Genomic DNA, 17,822 nt, shown 5'->3' with positions numbered 1-17,822 from the left:
GCAAAAGGGGCGGAATTCGATCCGCCCCTTCGTCTGTCTATTGATGACGGGATCAGGCCTTGCTGATGCCCTTCGTGTCTTCCGTAACCTCTTCTGCAGGCTTCTGTGCCCGGTGACGGGTGCGCCAGTCGCCGAGGAAGAGCAGGATCGGGGCCGCGATGAAGACCGACGAAAGAGCTGCGACCGCGATGCCGAAGACCATCGGGATGGCGAAGCTCGACACGGCGCTGCCGCCCCAGATTGCCATCGGCAACATGCAGAGGAAGGCCGTGGCGGAGGTGTAGAGGCTTCGTGCCAGCGTTTCGTTGATCGACAGGTCGATCAGGTCGCGCAACGGCATCTTCTTGTAGATACGCATGTTTTCACGCATGCGGTCATAGACGACGACCTTGTCGTTGACCGAATAACCGACAAGCGTCAACACTGCGGCGATAGCGGTCAGGTTAAAGTCCAGCCCGGTGATCGCGAAGAATCCGACGGTTTTTGTGATGTCGAGGATCAGGGTGACGATCGCGCCGACCGCGAACGGCCATTCGAAGCGCACCCAGATATAGATCATCATCGCGATCGAAGCGAGGAAGAGCGACAGGAAGCCGGCAACGGCAAGCTCACCCGAAACCTTCGGGCCGACGACTTCGGTCCGTTCTACCTTGGCGGTCGGATCGATCTTGACGACTTCCGCTTTGAGTTTCTCGACGGCAACCGTCTGCGCCTCTTCCCCGCCTTCCTGGCGCTCGACACGCACGAGAACGCGGTTGTGTGCACCGAACTCCTGCAGGCCGACTTCCCCGAAGCCGAGCTCGCTGAGACCGGAACGGAACGCGGCCAGATCTGCAGTGTCCTGTGTGGTCACTTCCATCTGGATACCGCCGCGGAAGTCGACGCCGTAATTCAGGCCTGGCTTGAAGAACAGGAAGACCGAGGCGATCGAAAGCACGATCGAGACGCCGATGCCGATATAGCGGCCACGCATGAAGCGGATCTTGGTACCATCCGGCACAAGGTTGATCGGCAGAAGCGGCTTGATTTCGATCCTCTTCAGCTTGCGGCGGGCGGTAATGGCGACCATGGCGACACGCACGACCGAAACGGCGGTGAACATTGAGATCATGATGCCGAGACCCATGGTGACGGCAAAGCCGCGAACCGGGCCGGAGCCGAACCAGAACAGAAGCACGGTCGCAATCAGGCTGGTGACGTTGGAGTCGACAATAGTCGAATAGGCACGGGCAAAGCCGGCGTCGATCGCTGCGAAGGCACTCTTGCCCTTGCGGGTTTCTTCCTTGATGCGCTCGTTTATCAGAACGTTGGCATCAACAGCCAGACCGATACCCAGCACAACACCGGCGATGCCGGGCAGCGTCAGGGTTGATCCGATCAGCGTCAGGCCTGCGAAGGTCAGGATAACGTTGATGAGAAGCGCCGTGTTGGCGAGAAGGCCCCACCAGCCGTACAGGAACAGCATGAAGCCAACGACGAGTGCGAAGCCGATGAGACCGGTATAGATACCCATCTCAATGGCGTCGGCACCAAGGTCGGCACCAACGGTGCGTTCTTCGATGACGGTCAGCTTGGCGGGAAGAGAGCCGGCGCGCAAGAGCGCTGCAAGCGTGGTGGTTTCCTGAGGCGAGAAGCTGCCGGAAATCTGGCCGGAACCGCCGGTGATCGGCGTCTGGATGGTCGGGGCGCTAAGAACCTTGTTGTCTAGAACGATGGCGAAGGGACGCCCGACATTCTGCTGGGTGATCTGGGCAAAGCGGGTTGCACCGGCACTGTCGAAGCGGAAGGTGACGATCGGCTGCTGGGTCTGCTGTTCGAAGGCGGCGCGTGCATCGGTAAGGCGGTCGCCGGAAAGCTCGACGCGGTCGAGAACAGGATACTGCTGGCCACGCTCGTCGGACAGCATGGTGACACCCGGTTCGCCCGGATTTCCGAGCAGGTGAAAGCTCATCTTGGCGGTCGAGCCGAGAAGCTGGCGAAGGCGCGACGGATCCTGTTCGCCCGGAAGCTGGACGAGGACACGGTCGGAGCCGACGCGCTGGATCGTCGGTTCGGCAACGCCAACCTGGTCGACACGCTGGCGGATGATTTCAAGGCTCTGTTCCACGGCACCGGCGATGTGGGCATTGATGCCCGCTTCTGTCTGAGCGATCGAGATCGAGTTTTCGCTCGGCGTGGTAATCGAGAGGTCGGAACTGCCGACCGAGCCGAGACCGACCGGGTTGGACAGCGTCTGCAATTCGGTGACGGCCTGATCGCGCTGGGCGGGATCGCGCAGCGTCACCAGGATAGCATCTCCGGCACGACGGATGGCAGACGTGTTGATGTTCTTGTCGCGCAGGACACGACGGGTGTCCTGCGTCAGGCTCTGGATGCGCTCGTTGATCAGGTCGGCGCGATCGACTTCCAGAACGAGATGCGAGCCGCCGCGAAGGTCGAGACCCAGCGATACGCGGCTATGGGGAAGCCAGGACGGCATCCGGTCCAGTGTGGACTGCGGAATGACATTCGGCAGCGCCACCAGAATGCCGATGATGATGATGAGAGCATAGCTTCCCACCAACCACGGAGAGTTTCTCATTGTCTAGATCCTGTTTGGCCCGGACCGATCAGCGGTCGGCATGGCCGTCAAATTTCATGCCGTGAGGCGAATGTCCCGATCAGGTCGATACCGGCGGTGCGCGGGGCAGGGCGCTCGGCCAATCATCACCGGCAATCACAGCATTGTTGTGACCCGATGCGCGGGCGGTAGCGTAGTTTACGGCCGGAAGCGCGACAAATTGTGGGGCGGGAAGGCCTTCGTTATTGGAGGCATGCGCACCTGCACCATCCTTGCGCTCTGCAATCGAGACGGCACGCAAGGGGTCGCGCTTGGTCAGTACCGGAGAACGGTCAGAGCGGTCATCCACCGGCCTTGCCGATGTGGCTATCTCGGCATTACGCGGAGATCCGGCAAGTAGACCGAAGAGAGCAATCAGGAATGCGGCAGCGAGAACCGGCAGGCGCGCAAGATCGGCTTGCACGCGTCCACCCTTTTTCCGATTTCGCAGCGGGAATACCGCCATCCGCACCTGCTCCGGATATTAGAGATTCGGAATTATTTCCGAGCGAGGCCGCCTTCTAAAGGAAGGGGGCTTTTCGGTCAACAAAAGGGCCTCCTAGGAGGCCCTATGCATTCAGCGAATACGCTTGGCGGCCGGTTCCGGCACCAGTTCGCCGACAAGGCGGCGATCGAGGTAATCCTCGCATTCGCCCATCAACGTATCGACCTGACCGTTGAAGAAGTGATTGGCACCTTCAACGATCTTGTGGGTAATCAGAATACCCTTCTGGGTCTTCAGCTTCTCGACGAGGCCGTTGACGTCCTTTTCCGGCGCAACCTTGTCCGAATCACCATTGATGATGAGGCCGGACGACGGGCAGGGGGCGAGGAACGAGAAATCGTAGATGTTCGGCTGTGGCGCGATCGACATGAAACCTTCGATTTCCGGGCGGCGCATCAGAAGCTGCATGCCGATCCAGGCGCCGAAGGAATAACCGGCGACCCAACAGCTCTTCGAGTCAGGATGCAGGCTCTGCACCCAGTCGAGCGCCGATGCAGCATCCGACAATTCGCCAGCGCCGTGGTCGAATTCGCCTTGGCTGCGGCCGATCGAGCGGAAATTGAAGCGCAGCGTGGTAAAGCCACGCTTCTGGAACATGTAGAAGAGCTGGTAGACGATCTGATTGTTCATCGTGCCACCGAACTGGGGGTGCGGATGCAGGATGATCGCGATCGGCGCACTCTTTTCCTTGGAGGGCTGGTAACGTCCTTCCAGGCGGCCGGCAGGGCCGTTGAAAATCACTTCGGGCATCGGTACTCCGGTCAATCGTTTTTGGTTCCAACTTGCGCTTGCCGTCGAGTTTGACTTGACGAAGGCGCTCAGCTTTTCTAAAACTCAGTTTAGAACCATTCGAAACTTAGGCATGCGGCAGCAATGCCTGTTGCGAAGTCTCATAAGGCAAGCGCAGTTGAGATTTCAACTAAAATGAGGATTCCGCGCGCCGCGTGGGGGTCAATTCTATTGAACGACGAGGAAGTGCGGCTAGTCAATGGCTTTGCAGAGGACATATCTCGACTGGAATGCGACCGCTCCGCTATCGGAAGTCGCGCGTCTCGCGATGGTCGAAGCCTTTTCCTTGCCGGGAAATGCGTCCTCCGTACATAGCGAGGGAAGGGCGGCGCGCGCTGCTGTCGAGAAGGCAAGGCGTCAGGTCGCAGCGCTCGTCGGGGCTGAATCTGCACATGTGACCTTTACGAGCGGCGCGACAGAGGCATCCAACCATGTCTTGACGCCGGATTATCGCATGGGTCGGGCGCCTGTTATGGTATCGCGTCTTTATGCCTCCGCCATAGAGCACCCGGCGATCCGCGAAGGCGGCCGTTTTGCACCCGAGCAGGTGACGGAGGTGCCGGTAACGCCTGCCGGCATCGTCGATCTTGCCGCTCTCGAAACGCTTCTAGCCAATCACGATCCGGCTTCGGGCCTTCCGATGGTGGCGGTGATGCTCGTCAATAACGAGACAGGCATCATCCAGCCGGTGGCCGAGGCGGCAGTACTTGCTCACAAGTATCGTGGACTGATGGTTGTCGATGCGGTTCAGGCGGCCGGACGCATCGCGCTCGACATCAACGCGCTGGATGCCGACTTCCTGATCATTTCCTCCCACAAGATCGCCGGTCCGAAAGGCATTGGCGCGCTTATTTCCCGTGGTGAAGTGCTGATGCCGAAACCGCTCATCCGGGGCGGCGGTCAGGAGAAGGGTCACCGGTCGGGGACGGAGAATTTTCACGCGATCATCGGCTTCGGCGCGGCAGCTGAAGTGATGTCTGAACAGCTGGAGAGCCGCAACGCCCGAATCGGCGCGTTTCGCGATGGGCTTGAACAGGCGATGCTGCAGGCAGCTCCCGATGTGATCATCCACGGCGCGGCCGGCCCTCGCGTTGCAAATACCAGCTTTTTCACGCTGCCGGGGTTGAAGGCCGAAACCGGTCAGATCGCCTTCGATCTCGAAGGAATAGCTCTTTCGGCGGGGTCTGCCTGCTCTTCCGGCAAGGTCGGGCAGAGCCATGTCCTGACTGCGATGGGACTCAGCTCGGAAGTCGGCGGCCTGCGCATTTCGCTTGGCCCTGAAACGACGCAGGCCGACATCGAAAAGGCCATATCGGCTTTCGGAAAAATCGCCGGTCGCCGCAAGCTGCCGGGACGAGCCGCATAAGCGGCTTCCAGAATTGGCGGAAAAGCAATTTTCTGCTTGCCAAAAGGTGGGAAAATCGCCTTTTGGCCCTTACATGGGGGAGGCATTGTTTTCCCCGCAAGACTGACGGAATTGCCGGAATTTGAACCGGCAAAATTTGGAGACTGAAGATGCCTGCTGTCCAGGAAACGATCGATCAGGTCCGTGGGATCGATATCGATCAGTACAAATACGGCTTCGAGACAGTTATCGAAGTGGACAAGGCTCCGAAGGGGCTTTCTGAAGATATCATCCGCTTCATCTCGGCCAAGAAGCAGGAACCGGACTGGATGCTGGAATGGCGTCTGGATGCCTACAAGCGCTGGCTGACGATGGAAGAGCCTACCTGGGCTCGTGTCGAGTATCCCAAGATCGACTTCAACGACATCTACTATTATGCCGCACCCAAGAACGTGACCGGCCCGGTGTCGCTGGACGAAGTCGATCCAGAGCTGCTGCGCACCTATGAGAAGCTGGGCATTCCGCTGCGCGAACAGGAAATCCTGGCCGGCGTGCAGACTTCCAAGGTCGCCGTCGATGCGGTGTTCGATTCGGTATCGGTCGTCACGACCTTCAAGAAGGAACTGCAGAAGGCCGGCGTGATCTTCATGTCGATATCGGAGGCCATTCGCGAGCATCCCGAGCTGATCAAGCAGTATCTCGGTTCGGTCGTGCCGACGACGGACAATTATTACGCGACGCTGAATGCTGCGGTATTCACCGACGGTTCGTTCGTCTTCGTACCCAAGGGCGTTCGCTGCCCGATGGAACTGTCGACCTACTTCCGTATCAACGAGAAGAACACCGGCCAGTTCGAGCGCACGCTGATCATCTGTGAGGAAGGCGCCTACGTCTCCTATCTCGAGGGCTGCACGGCGCCGCAGCGCGACGAAAACCAGCTTCACGCTGCCGTCGTCGAGTTGGTTGCGCTGGATGATGCCGAGATCAAGTATTCGACCGTGCAGAACTGGTTCCCGGGCGACAAGGAAGGCAAGGGCGGCATCTACAATTTCGTCACCAAGCGTGGCGATTGCCGTGGTGCGCGCTCCAAGATCTCCTGGACCCAGGTCGAGACCGGTTCGGCGATCACATGGAAATACCCGTCCTGCATCCTTCGGGGTGACGACAGCCGTGGCGAGTTCTACTCGATCGCGGTCTCCAACGGTCACCAGCAGATCGACTCAGGCACCAAAATGATTCATCTCGGCAAGAACACGTCGAGCCGCATCATTTCTAAGGGCATTTCCGCTGGCGTGTCGCAGAATACCTATCGTGGTCAGGTGTCGATCCACCGCCGTGCCGAGAACTCTCGCAACTTCACCAACTGCGATTCGCTCCTCATCGGTGACAAGTGCGGTGCGCATACCGTGCCTTATATCGAGGTGAAGAACCAGTCGGCACAGATCGAACACGAGGCGACCACCTCGAAGATTTCCGACGACCAGAAGTTCTACGCCATGCAGCGCGGCATTCCGGAAGAAGAGGCGATCGCACTGATCGTCAACGGCTTCGTCAAGGATGTCATCCAGCAGCTGCCGATGGAATTTGCCGTCGAAGCCCAGAAGCTGATCGGCATCTCGCTGGAAGGCTCCGTAGGCTGATTGGCCGTCATCTGAATTATCGCGCACCACGCGTCACTGAAAAACATCCGGAAGGATATACTTATGCTTGAGATCAAGAACCTGCACGCCCGCATCGCCGAAGACGGCACCGAAATCATCCGCGGCCTGAACCTGACCGTGAAGCCGGGCGAGATCGCCGCCATCATGGGCCCGAACGGCTCCGGCAAGTCGACGCTGTCCTACATCCTGTCGGGCCGCGAGGACTATGAAGTCACCGAGGGTGACATCACCTACAACGGCGAGAGCATTTTGGAACTCGATCCGGCCGAGCGCGCCACCAAGGGCATCTTCCTCGCCTTCCAGTACCCGGTCGAAATCCCGGGCGTCGCCACGATGCAGTTCCTCAAGGTTGCCATGAACGAGCAGCGCAAGGCGCGCGGCGAAGACGAGCTGACGACACCGGACTTCATGCGCCGCGTCAAGGAAGCCGCCGAACAGCTGAAGATCGACCCGGCCATGCTGCGCCGTCCGCTCAATGTCGGTTTCTCCGGCGGTGAAAAGAAGCGCGCCGAAATCCTGCAGATGGCGCTGCTCGAGCCGACGCTCTGCATCCTCGACGAAACCGACTCGGGCCTCGACATCGACGCGCTGAAGATCGTTGCCGATGGCGTCAACGCGCTGCGTTCGCCGGATCGCGCCGTCATCGTCATCACCCACTACCAGCGCCTGCTGGACTACATCGTGCCGGATACCGTCCACGTTCTCTACAAGGGCCAGATCATCCGTTCGGGTGATAAGGAACTGGCACAGGAACTGGAAGCCAACGGTTATGCCGACGTGATCGAGACCGCGGCCTGAGACCGGGGAGGATTTTGGCATGAACATTCAAGCTAACCAGCCAGCGGCCAAGCTCACGGTTGCCGAAACGGCGCTCGTCGAGGCCTTTTCCGCGCAGATCGGTGACCTGCCGGGCAATGGCGCCGTCGCCGGCACTCGCGATCGTCTCCTCGACGACCTGAAGAATGCCGGGCTACCGACCCGCCGGATCGAATCCTGGCATTATACCGACCTGAAGAACCTGCTGCGGTCCGTGCCGGAGCGGGTCGCGGGCACCAAGGTTTCGTCCATCACGCCACTGGTCAAGGGTTCGACCGTGCTGCCGGTGCTGCAGGGCGAAGCCCATGCGGATGCCGAAATTGACGGCGTGAAGATTACCGCGTTCCGTGATCAGCTGAGCGACGGCTCTGCCGTTACCGGCCTGACCGCACTCGACAAGGACGATGCGATCGGTCGCCTGAACGGTTCGTTCGTGCGTGACGGCCTGGCGATCGTCATTCCCGCAAATGCGGAGATCGAGGACGTCATCGAACTGCAGGCTTCGCACGGCGAAGGGCAGGTTCACACCCGTTTCCCGGTCTCCTTCGGTGCGGGTTCCAAAGCCACTATCGTCGAGCGTCACCGCTCGGAAACGGATGCTGCAGCGCTCGTGTCCTCGATCAGTGATATCACACTTGAAGACGGCGCGGAGATCACCTGGATCATCCTGCAGCAGCAGGGCGCGTCCGACACCCATCTGGCGCAGATCCGCGTTAAGCTCGGTGCAGAGGCCAAGCTTCGGCTTTACGTCGTCAATGCCGGCGGCAAGCTGGTTCGCCAGGAACTTCGCATCGAGGTTCAGGGCGAGGGCGCCGAGCTGACGCTGCGCGGCGTCAACCTGCTCGGTGGCGACACGCATACGGATGTCACGCTCGTGCTCGGCCACAATGTGCCGCATACCAATTCGACGGAAACCTTCCGCAATGTCGTGTTCGACAAGGCAAGCGGCGTTTTCCAGGGCATGATCCGGGTTGCGCCGGACGCACAGAAAACCGATGCGAAGATGGCGTGCAACACGCTTCTGATGTCCGATGACGGTGACTTCTCCGTCAAGCCGGAACTCGAAATCTTCGCCGACGACGTCATCTGCGGCCATGGTGCGACGGTTGCCGATATCGACCGCAACCATCTCTTCTATCTGATGGCCCGCGGCGTTCCGGAAAACAAGGCGCGCGCTATGCTGGTCAACGCCTTCGTCGCCGAAATCGTCGAAGAGCTGGAAGAGGAAAAGCTGGTCGAGCCGCTGGAAGAGGTGATCTCGACCTGGCTTGAAAAGCATGCCTGATGTGAAGCAAGGAGGAGATGACGTATCTCCTCCCGTCATGCTCGGGCTCGTCTCGAGCATCTGCGACCGTTGAGGCGGTTGCAACGTGATTGGATCCTCGGCACAAGGCCGAGGATGACGCAGTGGGGATGGCGACGTCGATGCCGATCATAACTGCGATCTTTACGGGACTTCGCCCAGAAGCGCGATATGAAAGGGTCTGCAATGGACCAGACGACACCGTTGGCTACCTATGACGTCGATGCGATCAGACGGGATTTTCCGATCCTGTCGACCATGGTGCACGGCAACAAGCCGCTTGTGTATCTTGATAACGGCGCGTCGGCGCAGAAGCCGCAAGTGGTGATCGACGCGATCGCCCATGCCTATTCCAGCGAATATGCCAATGTGCATCGCGGCCTGCACTTCCTTTCCAATGCCGCGACCGACGCCTATGAGGCGGCGCGCGAAAGGGTGCGCCGGTTCCTCAATGCCGGATCTGTCGATGAGATCGTCTTCACCAGCAATTCGACCTCGGCGATCAACACGGTCGCCTATGGCTACGGCATGCCGCATATCGGCGAGGGCGACGAGATCGTCATCACCATCATGGAGCACCACTCCAATATCGTGCCGTGGCATTTCATCCGCGAGCGTCAGGGCGCCAAGATTACCTGGGTGCCGGTGGATGACGACGGCACCTTCCATATCGAGGATTTCGTGAATGCGCTGACGGAGAAGACCAAGATGGTTGCCGTTACGCATATGTCGAATGCGCTCGGCACGGTCGTGCCGGTGAAAGAGATTTGCCGTATCGCTCATGAGCGCGGGATTCCCGTTCTCGTCGACGGCAGCCAGAGCGCCGTTCACATGCCGATCGATGTGAAGGATATCGATTGCGACTGGTTCGTGATGACCGGCCACAAGCTCTACGGCCCGTCCGGCATCGGCGTTCTTTACGGCAAGATGGATCGTCTGAAAGAGATGCGGCCCTTCCAGGGCGGCGGCGAGATGATTGTCGAGGTGGCGGAGGATTTCGTCACCTATAACGATCCGCCGCATCGTTTCGAAGCCGGAACGCCGCCGATCGTCCAGGCGATCGGTCTGGGGTATGCGCTGGACTATATGGACAAGGTCGGACGCGCGGCAATTGCCGCTCATGAGGCTGATCTGACGGCTTATGCCACCGAACGGCTGCAGGCCATCAATTCATTGCGGATCATAGGCAATGCGCCGGGCAAGGGCGGGATCTTCTCCTTCGAGCTTGCCGGCATTCATGCCCATGACGTATCGATGGTGATCGACCGCCGCGGCGTTGCCGTGCGTGCCGGCACGCATTGCGCCATGCCGCTCTTGAAACGTTTCGGCGTCACCTCCACATGCCGCGCATCGTTCGGCATGTATAATACCCGTGCCGAAGTCGACGCGCTCGCGGACGCCCTCGACTACGCCCGCAATTTCTTTGCTTAAATTCAGCGAACTGACTGGGACATTTGAAGGCCATGGACCAAGACATACCGAAGTGGGATGCCCGCGAAGGGATCATCGAATCTGCAATTCCGGCGGATGAACTGGAGCGCCTGTCTGACGATATCATCGCAGCCCTGAAGACTGTTTACGACCCGGAAATTCCGGCAGACATTTTCGAACTCGGGCTGATCTACAAGATCGACATCGAAGACGACCGTATGGTCAAGATCGCCATGACGCTGACCGCGCCGGGCTGCCCGGTTGCCGGCGAAATGCCTGGCTGGGTCGAAAATGCTGTGAGCGCAGTTCAGGGCGTATCCGGCGTCGAAGTCGAAATGACTTTCGATCCGCCGTGGACTCCGGAGCGCATGTCGGAAGAAGCACAGGTCGCGGTCGGCTGGTATTGATAGCTTAGGCTGCTGCGACTAAATTGATTGTCAGAAACGCCGGGCCTTGAACCCGGTTGTGGAAGAGGAATAAGCCGATGGGCTTTGCAGTGATGACCATGACCGATGCGGCGGCAGACCGCGTCAAGCAGATCGTTTCCAATTCCGGTCCGGATGCCAAGGGCATACGCGTCGGGATCAAGAAGGGCGGTTGCGCCGGCATGGAATACACGATCGACCTCGTCACCGAGGCGAATGCCAAGGATGACGTTATCGAGCATGACGGCGCAAAAGTTTGGATCGAGCCCTCAGCCGTTCTTTATCTGCTGGGCACTCAGATGGATTTCGAAATCACCAAGATGCGCTCAGGCTTCACCTTCGTAAATCCGAACCAGACGTCCGCCTGCGGCTGCGGCGAATCGGTAGAACTGAAGCCAGCGGATCTTGCCGCACTCGCAAAACAACGCGAAGCTGGCGTCACCGCCTGACGAAAGTCATATTTGGGTACGTGCGGTCGTTTTAATCCATCCGGGCTGCGTTGCGCACCAAGACCGAATGCAGCGTATCGCGGGAGGAAACTGACCAGCCCCCCTACCTTCGCGCAGCGCATCTATAGCGCCGAGATGGTTTGCCGGAGCGATCCTGAAAGCGGCTGAGAGCGCCGCTTGTGGTTTCTCTGTTGAACGTGAGCAGTCAGGCCAACACCAAAAATCAACCCTGTCATTGTCGCCCCACCTGGGGCGATCGCCAGAGGTGCCATCGCGCCATAAGCCGTCAGCATTGTTCCGGTCAGGAAAAGCGGCCAGCCATATTTCGTCGGCAATGACCGCTGTGGAGTGGAGCACCGCCAGAGGATGACCAGATACAAGACTAGGCCGATCAGGCCAAACTCAAACCACACCCCGACACTGCCCACATCTCCGGGGAAGATAAGATAAGGCCCCAGGAATGGCTTGGACGCATCTGACGTCGGCGACATTCCAAAGCCCCATAGGGGATCGGCAAAAATTCGGTCGCGCATGACTTCATATTCCAGCGCTCGATACGCGCCCGAAGCGTCATTTGCAAACAGATCGAATGGATTGAAGGCCGGAACCAGCATCCCAGACAAAACGAATGTGGTTCCAAGTCCCAGAACAGAGATAGCCAATATTCGTAAAAAAGCGGGTCTGGGCGAAAGCATGAACACGATGCTGAGGCAGAAGATCACAAGAAGATAGACGCGAGAGAGAGAAAGCAATGATGCCAGCGTGCATATCAAGAAAAAGGACAGACTGACCCAGGTCACGCGTGTCCGGATTTGCACCAGCCAATAGAAATATGTGAGTGCGGCTAGGCCGGAATAGAGGAAAATCCGCGCGCCCCGGAAATCAAGATCGGAAACAAGTCCGGCCAGAATTTTGCCGGGCAAGACGCCCGCCATCTGCATGATCGAGACAAGTGCGTAAAAGCAGCAATAACCCGTTCCGTAGCCGATAACGCATTTCAGCAGATAGGTTCGCCCACCGGCCAGGCACACGCCCGCGAACGGAACGAATGACATCACCCATATGTATTGGAAGAAGGCGTTTGTATTGACGGGCAGCCAAAGCTTGTCTGCGAACACAGTCAATTGTGTCATGACGAGCGCCACATAACCAACGGCCATCAGTGGTATGAGTATGTGACCCCTTATTGCTGTATAGGCACAATAAAAAATGATGATAGCCGCACAGCTGCCCAAAATTAGCGGCTGTAGGAATAGACCGATCGCTTGATAAATACGGGATGCAAACAGGACGTCGCAAATAAGAATGACATGAATCAGCACTCGATGAAGAGCAAATTCAAGTTCCTCTAAGGGCTCTTTCATGCTGCTGACAGTCTTCATTTCCACCTAGCTTATAGGGTTGGCATTGATGATTTGCGAGTCTGCGCAAATTTCCAGAGGTGCAAAAGTAAGGCACGTGACGCCGATCTTATTCGGATGCATCTCTGTCTTCATCGTGTCGCCTATGAATGAATTCAGTCAGCTTATTCTACGTAGGTATTAGACTGTCAACGACACGTCTTGTTTTTTGGCGGATTGTATTAATGACGGGGGGAGCGAGGTGCTTGGTCGGTTTGCTCATGAATGCCCATTGGCTCCCAAACGAAGTTTGCAGCCTTTGGACGGTGTTTGCGTAGCAAGTGGCTGCTATATCGGAAATTCGGCGGACCTGACCTGCCGGTCCCTCAGCTCGGAATGCATTTCAGCAGGTGTCGAATGGCACTTCATGCAAAAGTGGTGGCGCTTTCCGCCTCACGCCAGCGTCTGTCGCATCACCCATCGTCGGCCGGTGTTGTCTCTCTCTTCCTCTCTCGATGACTGTGACGCCTAGACAGTCAACAAACTCTGGAGCGCGACACCACCGCGGCATGTGGCGTCAGACTGTTGGCGCGATACGCAAGTTATGTGGCATATAATGCCAATGCCATGACGTGTTGATGCCGCTAGTTTGCATTCCAGAATACGCAGCCTGGTCGAGTTAGGGCTCTGAAAACAACAATTTCCAACGTAAGGAACCGGTACATGGCCAACAAAGTCGCACTTGTCACCGGCGCTTCTTCCGGTATCGGGGAATCCACTGCCCTCAAGCTCAAGGACCTCGGCTACACGGTTTACGGCGCCGCTCGCCGTGTCGATCGCATGCAGCATCTGACGCAGTCCGGTATCAAAATTCTGGCGATGGACGTGACTGATGACGCTTCCATGCAGGCAGGGATCGAAGCCATCATCGCCGAATTCGGTCGCATCGACGTCCTCGTCAACAATGCCGGCTACGGCTCCTATGGTGCCGTCGAGGACGTGCAAATGGAAGAGGCGCGCGCCCAGTTCAACGTCAACGTCTTTGGCGCGGTCCGGCTGATCCAATTGGCCCTACCGCACATGCGCGCCCAACGTTCGGGCACGATCGTCAACATCACGTCGATGGGCGGCAAGATCCATACCCCACTTGGTGCCTGGTATCACGGCACCAAATTCGCCTTGGAGGCAATTAGCGACTGCCTTCGCATGGAAGTTCAGCCTTTCGGCATCGATGTCGTTGTAATCGAACCGGGCGGTATCAGGACCGAATGGACCGGCATCGCCGCCGACAAGCTGCGCGAGACCTCGGGCCACGGTCCCTATGCGGTGCAGGCCAACGCCATGGCGGAATCCATGGTCGGTGAAGCCAGCGTCAAGCGCCAGTCACCGCCGCAGATCATCGCCGACACCATTGCCAGGGCCGTCACCGCAGCCAGGCCGAAGACCCGCTACGCAATCGGTTTCGGTGCGAAGCCGATGATCTTCATGCGCGGCATGCTGTCCGATCGGACCTTCGACGGCATGATGCGGATGGCGACTGGTATCTCGAAGGCGCTCAAGACCCAGAAGGCATAGAAGGAAATGACGATGGCGCAGGTCGATAAGTGCAAGATACCGCAGGCCTTCTGGCGGGCGACGGAGCAGTTCGGAATCCGTCCCGCAGCCCTGCTGCGGCAGGCGCGCCTGCCGGCGACGCTACATCTTGGCGCGCAGGCCTTCGTCACCACGGCGCAGTATTTTGCGCTGATGCAGGCGATGGCTGATCTGGCCGGCGATGCAGCACTTGGCATCCGCATGGTTCAGACTGTCGATACGGCCGTCCATCCGCCGTCGAGCCTCGCCGCCTTCTACGCCCGAGACTATCGCGACGGCTTGACCCGGCTCGCGCGCTTCAAGCGTCTGTGCACGCCGGAGCACCTGCAGATCGTCGAGGCGAACGGAGATTGCACCATATCCGCCGAATGGCCGTTCGCCACTGGCGCGGAGCCTGCGATTTCGGTCGACATAACCTTCGCTACGCTGGTGGAGCTTGGAAGGCGCGCCACCGGGCGGCACATCTTGCCGCGCCGGCTGGAGCTTGCCCGACCGGGGCCCGCCGGCGCGACACATGCGGAGTATTTCGGCTCCCCTATCCGCACCAGCGCACCGCGCAATCTGCTGTTGCTCAATGCGGCCGACCTCGACAGACCGTTCCCGGGTCACAACCCCGAAATGCTGGAGATGTTGACGCCGGCCCTCAGCGCGGCGCTCGGCGAACTGCAAGCGCAAAGTTCGGTAAAGGAGCAGGTGAAGATCGTGCTGAAGCGCAGTCTCGCCAGCGGCCAGCCGGGCCTGTCCGACGTGGCGAAGCAACTCGGCATGAGCGACAGGACGCTTCAGCGGCGCATCACCGGGGAGGGCGCGACCTTCCGCGACCTCCTGTCCGACGCGCGCCGGGATCTGGGCCGTCATCTACTTGCCGATCCAGAGACCGACATCGACGAAGTCGCCTGCCTGCTCGGCTACCAGGACACGACCTCCTTCTACCGCGCCTTCCGTGAATGGGAGGGAATGTCGCCCAACCGCTGGCGTGAAATAAACATGAACAGGCTCGGCCCGGCCGGAACCGCCGGTCTCCATTGAGCCGACCTCCACTGCATCAAGAGTCGGGCGCTCGCTAGCGTGCCAAAGGAGTCTACAATATGCCTCAACGCGTTCTTCTCGCCGGCAGTACCGGCTTGGTCGGCGGCCTCGTGGCTGCACGGCTTGCCGGAGACGACAATATCGATCTCGTCAGCCTCATCCGGCGCGGGTCATCGGCACCGGGCCGGGCGATTGACTACGAAGACCTTTGCGAGACACCTGAACGGGTGTTGCGGCCGATCGCGGCCGAAGGCGTCGATGTCGCCATCTCCTGCCTCGGCACGACCATTCGCACGGCCGGATCGCAGCCGGCCATGTTCCGGGTCGACCATGATTACGTGCTCGCCGTGGCGAAAGGCGCAAAGGCGCTTGGTGCACGCAAGTTCATTCTTGTGACCTCGGCGGGCGCTGGTGGTCCCGGTTTCTATCTCCAGACAAAGGGCAAGATCGAGCAGGCGGTCATCGGTCTCGGCTTCGAGCAAGTTGACCTGATCCGCCCTGGTTTTCTCATCGGAAACCGCAACGAACGGCGCATGTGGGAGGCGATCGGCCAGAGCATCTTCGCGGCTCTCACGCCGATTTTGCCCGGCCAGCTCTCCCGCTACGGAGCCATTCCCGCCGAGACCGTCGCGGATGCGATCGCTAAGCGTATCGCCGATGTGAATCCTGGTGTCACCGTCATCGACAATGACGGCCTCAGGCGTCTTTCCGGGTCTGGGCGTTGAAAGCTCTATTGGGCTTCAGGCCCGTATCCATTGACGCGAACTTCCCCAGAAATCTGCCTCTAGACGGGAAAAGGTGGCAATCGGCGGTAACCCGTTCGTAGAATCGTACGTTTTGATGAGAGTGGCGGATGGGGTGGGATTCGAACCCACGGTACGGTTCCCCGCACGACGGTTTTCAAGACCGTTGCCTTAAACCACTCGGCCACCCATCCAGACTGTTGCGCTTTATCGTCCATTGATCGCCCCGTCAACGGCAGCTGCGATGATAGGAGGGCACCAAGGCGACAATCATGCGTCCCGCGCTGGGGGGGCATAACCTTGTGTGGTGGTGATTCTTGCTGCGGTCGCATGTGAAAAGGTTAAGACAAAGTATAAGTTTCGGCGCGTTGCGTATTGGAACAGCAATAAAATGAAATTAATTTACTTTTCGTTAACTATAACCATTTGAATTTTAACCATTCCACAGATTTTGTTCGCATTTCTGCCACGAACCAAGCAAAACCTGTCCAGTATTAGGCCCAAGTGGTTTCACGAGGGTGGGGTTGTGGTTGCGAATGGTACGGGTTGCGAGGCCCTGCATCATATTCGCACAATGCGAAATAGGGACGGACGAGCTTTGAGTTTGAGTGGCGGCAAACTTTCCCTCTGGTCTAAATGGCTTGGGATCAGCGTAATGTGTGCGACAATGGCATCCTGTGCCTCGACCAAGATGGCTGAAGCCCCGAAGAAGAAGGGTCACGGCAAGGAATATTTTGCTGAGTCGGAATATGGTGTGAAGGCCAGCCCGCGCGTTGTTGCGGACGGCAGGCCTGTTCCGAAGGGCGGTGGCCGCTTCATGGTCGGACAGCCTTATGAGGTCAAGGGCAAGACCTACGTGCCCAAGGAAGACCCGAACTACAACAAGTCCGGCCTTGCGTCTTGGTATGGCTCGGCATTCCACGGTCGTCTAACCGCCAATGGTGAAGTGTATGACAGCTCGCATCTTTCTGCCGCGCATCCGACATTTCCTCTCCCGAGCTACGCCCGCGTAACCAATGTCGATACCGGTTCGTCCGTCGTCGTTCGCGTCAACGACCGTGGGCCATATCACCCGGGTCGCATCATCGACGTTTCGGACAAGACCGCAGAGATGATCGACATCAAGCAGACCGGTACCGGTCGAGTTAATGTCCAGTATCTTGGTCGTGCGCGAATGGATGGCGAGGATATGCCGTTCCTGATGGCGTCCTATGTTCGCAAGGGCGATCGCCTGCCGTCGTTCAACCCCGGCGGCCAGATTGCGAGCGGGGTAATGGTTGCATCTAACCAGCCCCTTGGTGATCAGTTGCAGAGTTACGGCTCGTCCATGCCGGCCGCCGCCTATGCGGGACGCAGCCCAAGCGCATCGTCCGCCAAGCGCCCGGTCGCCGAAAAGTTCGAACAGCAGACTGCGCAGATCGCATCTGTCACGCGCGCCGCTCCCGTGCCTGTCGAGCGCAAGGCTGCTCCTGCCGCTCGTCCCGTCCAGCAGGAGCGCGTTGTTGCTTATGCGTCGGCGCCAAGCCAGCCAAAGCCAGCGCAACGCGTTCAGTCGGTGCAGCGTGTTCAGCAACCGGTTCAGGCTCGAACGACTGAGACCGCCTATGCAGCGGAACCGCAGCAAGGCAAGGTTACACGCGTGATGTTCGGCAACGTGCTGCTGGAGCCGCCAAAGCCCGGCCAGAAATATTGACGCCGACTATCGTCGAAACACGAAACGATACTGACTTTTCATCACCCCGAAAGCCTGAAAGGTTTTTGGGGTGATTTTGTTTTCACGGATGCCATGCCGCT

15 protein-coding genes and 1 tRNA gene are annotated in these 17,822 nt (G+C 58.9%); 11 read left to right on the top strand and 5 right to left on the bottom strand.

Annotated elements, in window-relative coordinates; translation table 11 throughout:
- Window positions 1-52 precede the first annotated feature (52 nt).
- From secD to GGE33_RS06915, 3 genes are all read right to left on the bottom strand, one after another.
- On the bottom strand, window positions 53-2,581 hold the full coding sequence (secD, locus tag GGE33_RS06925) for a protein translocase subunit SecD (RefSeq protein WP_183821698.1): 2,529 nt from the start codon (window positions 2,579-2,581) through the stop codon (window positions 53-55).
- A 79-nt stretch (window positions 2,582-2,660) separates the two neighbouring features.
- Window positions 2,661-3,065, bottom strand: coding sequence for a hypothetical protein (locus GGE33_RS06920; protein ID WP_183833722.1), 405 nt, complete (start codon window positions 3,063-3,065; stop codon window positions 2,661-2,663).
- 111 nt (window positions 3,066-3,176) lie between these two features.
- Complete coding sequence (locus tag GGE33_RS06915) at window positions 3,177-3,854, bottom strand: alpha/beta hydrolase (protein ID WP_183821696.1); 678 nt, start codon at window positions 3,852-3,854, stop codon at window positions 3,177-3,179.
- A gap of 238 nt (window positions 3,855-4,092) precedes the next feature.
- Here GGE33_RS06915 and GGE33_RS06910 point away from each other — a divergent pair, with 238 nt between their 5' ends.
- The 7 genes from GGE33_RS06910 (at window position 4,093) to sufA (ending at window position 11,323) form a co-directional block, all read left to right on the top strand.
- On the top strand, window positions 4,093-5,259 hold the full coding sequence (locus tag GGE33_RS06910; RefSeq protein WP_183821695.1) for a cysteine desulfurase family protein: 1,167 nt from the start codon (window positions 4,093-4,095) through the stop codon (window positions 5,257-5,259).
- 149 nt (window positions 5,260-5,408) lie between these two features.
- Window positions 5,409-6,878: a Fe-S cluster assembly protein SufB gene (gene sufB / locus GGE33_RS06905; RefSeq protein ID WP_148148440.1), complete on the top strand. Its 1,470-nt coding sequence runs from the start codon at window positions 5,409-5,411 to the stop codon at window positions 6,876-6,878.
- A gap of 63 nt (window positions 6,879-6,941) precedes the next feature.
- A complete protein-coding gene (gene sufC, locus GGE33_RS06900) occupies window positions 6,942-7,697 on the top strand; it encodes a Fe-S cluster assembly ATPase SufC (protein ID WP_183821694.1) in 756 nt (251 codons plus the stop codon).
- 19 nt (window positions 7,698-7,716) lie between these two features.
- Window positions 7,717-9,000 (top strand): Fe-S cluster assembly protein SufD, encoded by a 1,284-nt coding sequence (sufD, locus tag GGE33_RS06895; RefSeq protein ID WP_183821693.1) that lies wholly within the window; start codon window positions 7,717-7,719, stop codon window positions 8,998-9,000.
- Between the two features lie 204 nt (window positions 9,001-9,204).
- The gene (locus tag GGE33_RS06890) at window positions 9,205-10,449 is read left to right on the top strand and encodes a cysteine desulfurase (RefSeq protein WP_183822428.1); all 1,245 of its coding nucleotides are present in this window, start codon (window positions 9,205-9,207) and stop codon (window positions 10,447-10,449) included.
- Window positions 10,450-10,481: 32 nt separating this feature from the next.
- Complete coding sequence (locus tag GGE33_RS06885; RefSeq protein ID WP_112511628.1) at window positions 10,482-10,856, top strand: SUF system Fe-S cluster assembly protein; 375 nt, start codon at window positions 10,482-10,484, stop codon at window positions 10,854-10,856.
- A 77-nt stretch (window positions 10,857-10,933) separates the two neighbouring features.
- Window positions 10,934-11,323, top strand: coding sequence for a Fe-S cluster assembly scaffold SufA (sufA, locus tag GGE33_RS06880; RefSeq protein ID WP_183821692.1), 390 nt, complete (start codon window positions 10,934-10,936; stop codon window positions 11,321-11,323).
- Window positions 11,324-11,445: 122 nt separating this feature from the next.
- On the opposite strand, the gene GGE33_RS06875 is transcribed toward sufA, so the two are convergent.
- Complete coding sequence (locus tag GGE33_RS06875) at window positions 11,446-12,705, bottom strand: O-antigen ligase family protein (RefSeq protein ID WP_183821691.1); 1,260 nt, start codon at window positions 12,703-12,705, stop codon at window positions 11,446-11,448.
- 681 nt (window positions 12,706-13,386) lie between these two features.
- On the opposite strand from GGE33_RS06875, the gene GGE33_RS06870 reads away from it, so the two are divergent.
- From GGE33_RS06870 to GGE33_RS06860, 3 genes are read left to right on the top strand one after another with little or no spacing between them, the layout of a single operon-like run.
- Window positions 13,387-14,238 (top strand): oxidoreductase, encoded by an 852-nt coding sequence (locus GGE33_RS06870; RefSeq protein WP_183821690.1) that lies wholly within the window; start codon window positions 13,387-13,389, stop codon window positions 14,236-14,238.
- A gap of 12 nt (window positions 14,239-14,250) precedes the next feature.
- The gene (locus GGE33_RS06865; RefSeq protein WP_183821689.1) at window positions 14,251-15,285 is read left to right on the top strand and encodes an AraC family transcriptional regulator; all 1,035 of its coding nucleotides are present in this window, start codon (window positions 14,251-14,253) and stop codon (window positions 15,283-15,285) included.
- Window positions 15,286-15,344: 59 nt separating this feature from the next.
- Window positions 15,345-16,010, top strand: a complete 666-nt coding sequence (locus GGE33_RS06860) for an NAD-dependent epimerase/dehydratase family protein (RefSeq protein WP_183821688.1) — start codon at window positions 15,345-15,347, stop codon at window positions 16,008-16,010.
- 122 nt (window positions 16,011-16,132) lie between these two features.
- On the opposite strand, the gene GGE33_RS06855 is transcribed toward GGE33_RS06860, so the two are convergent.
- A tRNA-Ser gene (locus GGE33_RS06855) sits at window positions 16,133-16,222 on the bottom strand.
- A 380-nt stretch (window positions 16,223-16,602) separates the two neighbouring features.
- Between GGE33_RS06855 and GGE33_RS06850 the strand changes: the two genes are divergently transcribed.
- On the top strand, window positions 16,603-17,721 hold the full coding sequence (locus GGE33_RS06850) for a septal ring lytic transglycosylase RlpA family protein (protein ID WP_183821687.1): 1,119 nt from the start codon (window positions 16,603-16,605) through the stop codon (window positions 17,719-17,721).
- Window positions 17,722-17,822 lie beyond the last annotated feature (101 nt).

Origin of the sequence: Aliirhizobium cellulosilyticum, assembly GCF_014198105.1 — a bacterium.
Lineage (GTDB): Bacteria > Pseudomonadota > Alphaproteobacteria > Rhizobiales > Rhizobiaceae > Neorhizobium > Neorhizobium cellulosilyticum.
This window is presented reverse-complemented; position numbering and strand designations above follow the sequence as displayed.

Excerpts from the sequence above, each read along its gene's own strand:
- GGE33_RS06920 (WP_183833722.1), bottom strand. The coding sequence starts at position 3,065 with ATGGCGGTATTCCCGCTGCGAAATCGGAAAAAGGGTGGACGCGTGCAA.
- sufB (WP_148148440.1), top strand. The coding sequence starts at position 5,409 with ATGCCTGCTGTCCAGGAAACGATCGATCAGGTCCGTGGGATCGATATC.
- sufC (WP_183821694.1), top strand. The coding sequence starts at position 6,942 with ATGCTTGAGATCAAGAACCTGCACGCCCGCATCGCCGAAGACGGCACC.
- sufD (WP_183821693.1), top strand. The coding sequence starts at position 7,717 with ATGAACATTCAAGCTAACCAGCCAGCGGCCAAGCTCACGGTTGCCGAA.
- GGE33_RS06915 (WP_183821696.1), bottom strand. The coding sequence starts at position 3,854 with ATGCCCGAAGTGATTTTCAACGGCCCTGCCGGCCGCCTGGAAGGACGT.
- GGE33_RS06865 (WP_183821689.1), top strand. The coding sequence starts at position 14,251 with ATGGCGCAGGTCGATAAGTGCAAGATACCGCAGGCCTTCTGGCGGGCG.
- GGE33_RS06875 (WP_183821691.1), bottom strand. The coding sequence starts at position 12,705 with ATGAAGACTGTCAGCAGCATGAAAGAGCCCTTAGAGGAACTTGAATTT.
- sufA (WP_183821692.1), top strand. The coding sequence starts at position 10,934 with ATGGGCTTTGCAGTGATGACCATGACCGATGCGGCGGCAGACCGCGTC.
- GGE33_RS06870 (WP_183821690.1), top strand. The coding sequence starts at position 13,387 with ATGGCCAACAAAGTCGCACTTGTCACCGGCGCTTCTTCCGGTATCGGG.
- GGE33_RS06860 (WP_183821688.1), top strand. The coding sequence starts at position 15,345 with ATGCCTCAACGCGTTCTTCTCGCCGGCAGTACCGGCTTGGTCGGCGGC.
- GGE33_RS06885 (WP_112511628.1), top strand. The coding sequence starts at position 10,482 with ATGGACCAAGACATACCGAAGTGGGATGCCCGCGAAGGGATCATCGAA.
- secD (WP_183821698.1), bottom strand. The coding sequence starts at position 2,581 with ATGAGAAACTCTCCGTGGTTGGTGGGAAGCTATGCTCTCATCATCATC.
- GGE33_RS06890 (WP_183822428.1), top strand. The coding sequence starts at position 9,205 with ATGGACCAGACGACACCGTTGGCTACCTATGACGTCGATGCGATCAGA.
- GGE33_RS06910 (WP_183821695.1), top strand. The coding sequence starts at position 4,093 with ATGGCTTTGCAGAGGACATATCTCGACTGGAATGCGACCGCTCCGCTA.
- GGE33_RS06850 (WP_183821687.1), top strand. The coding sequence starts at position 16,603 with ATGCGAAATAGGGACGGACGAGCTTTGAGTTTGAGTGGCGGCAAACTT.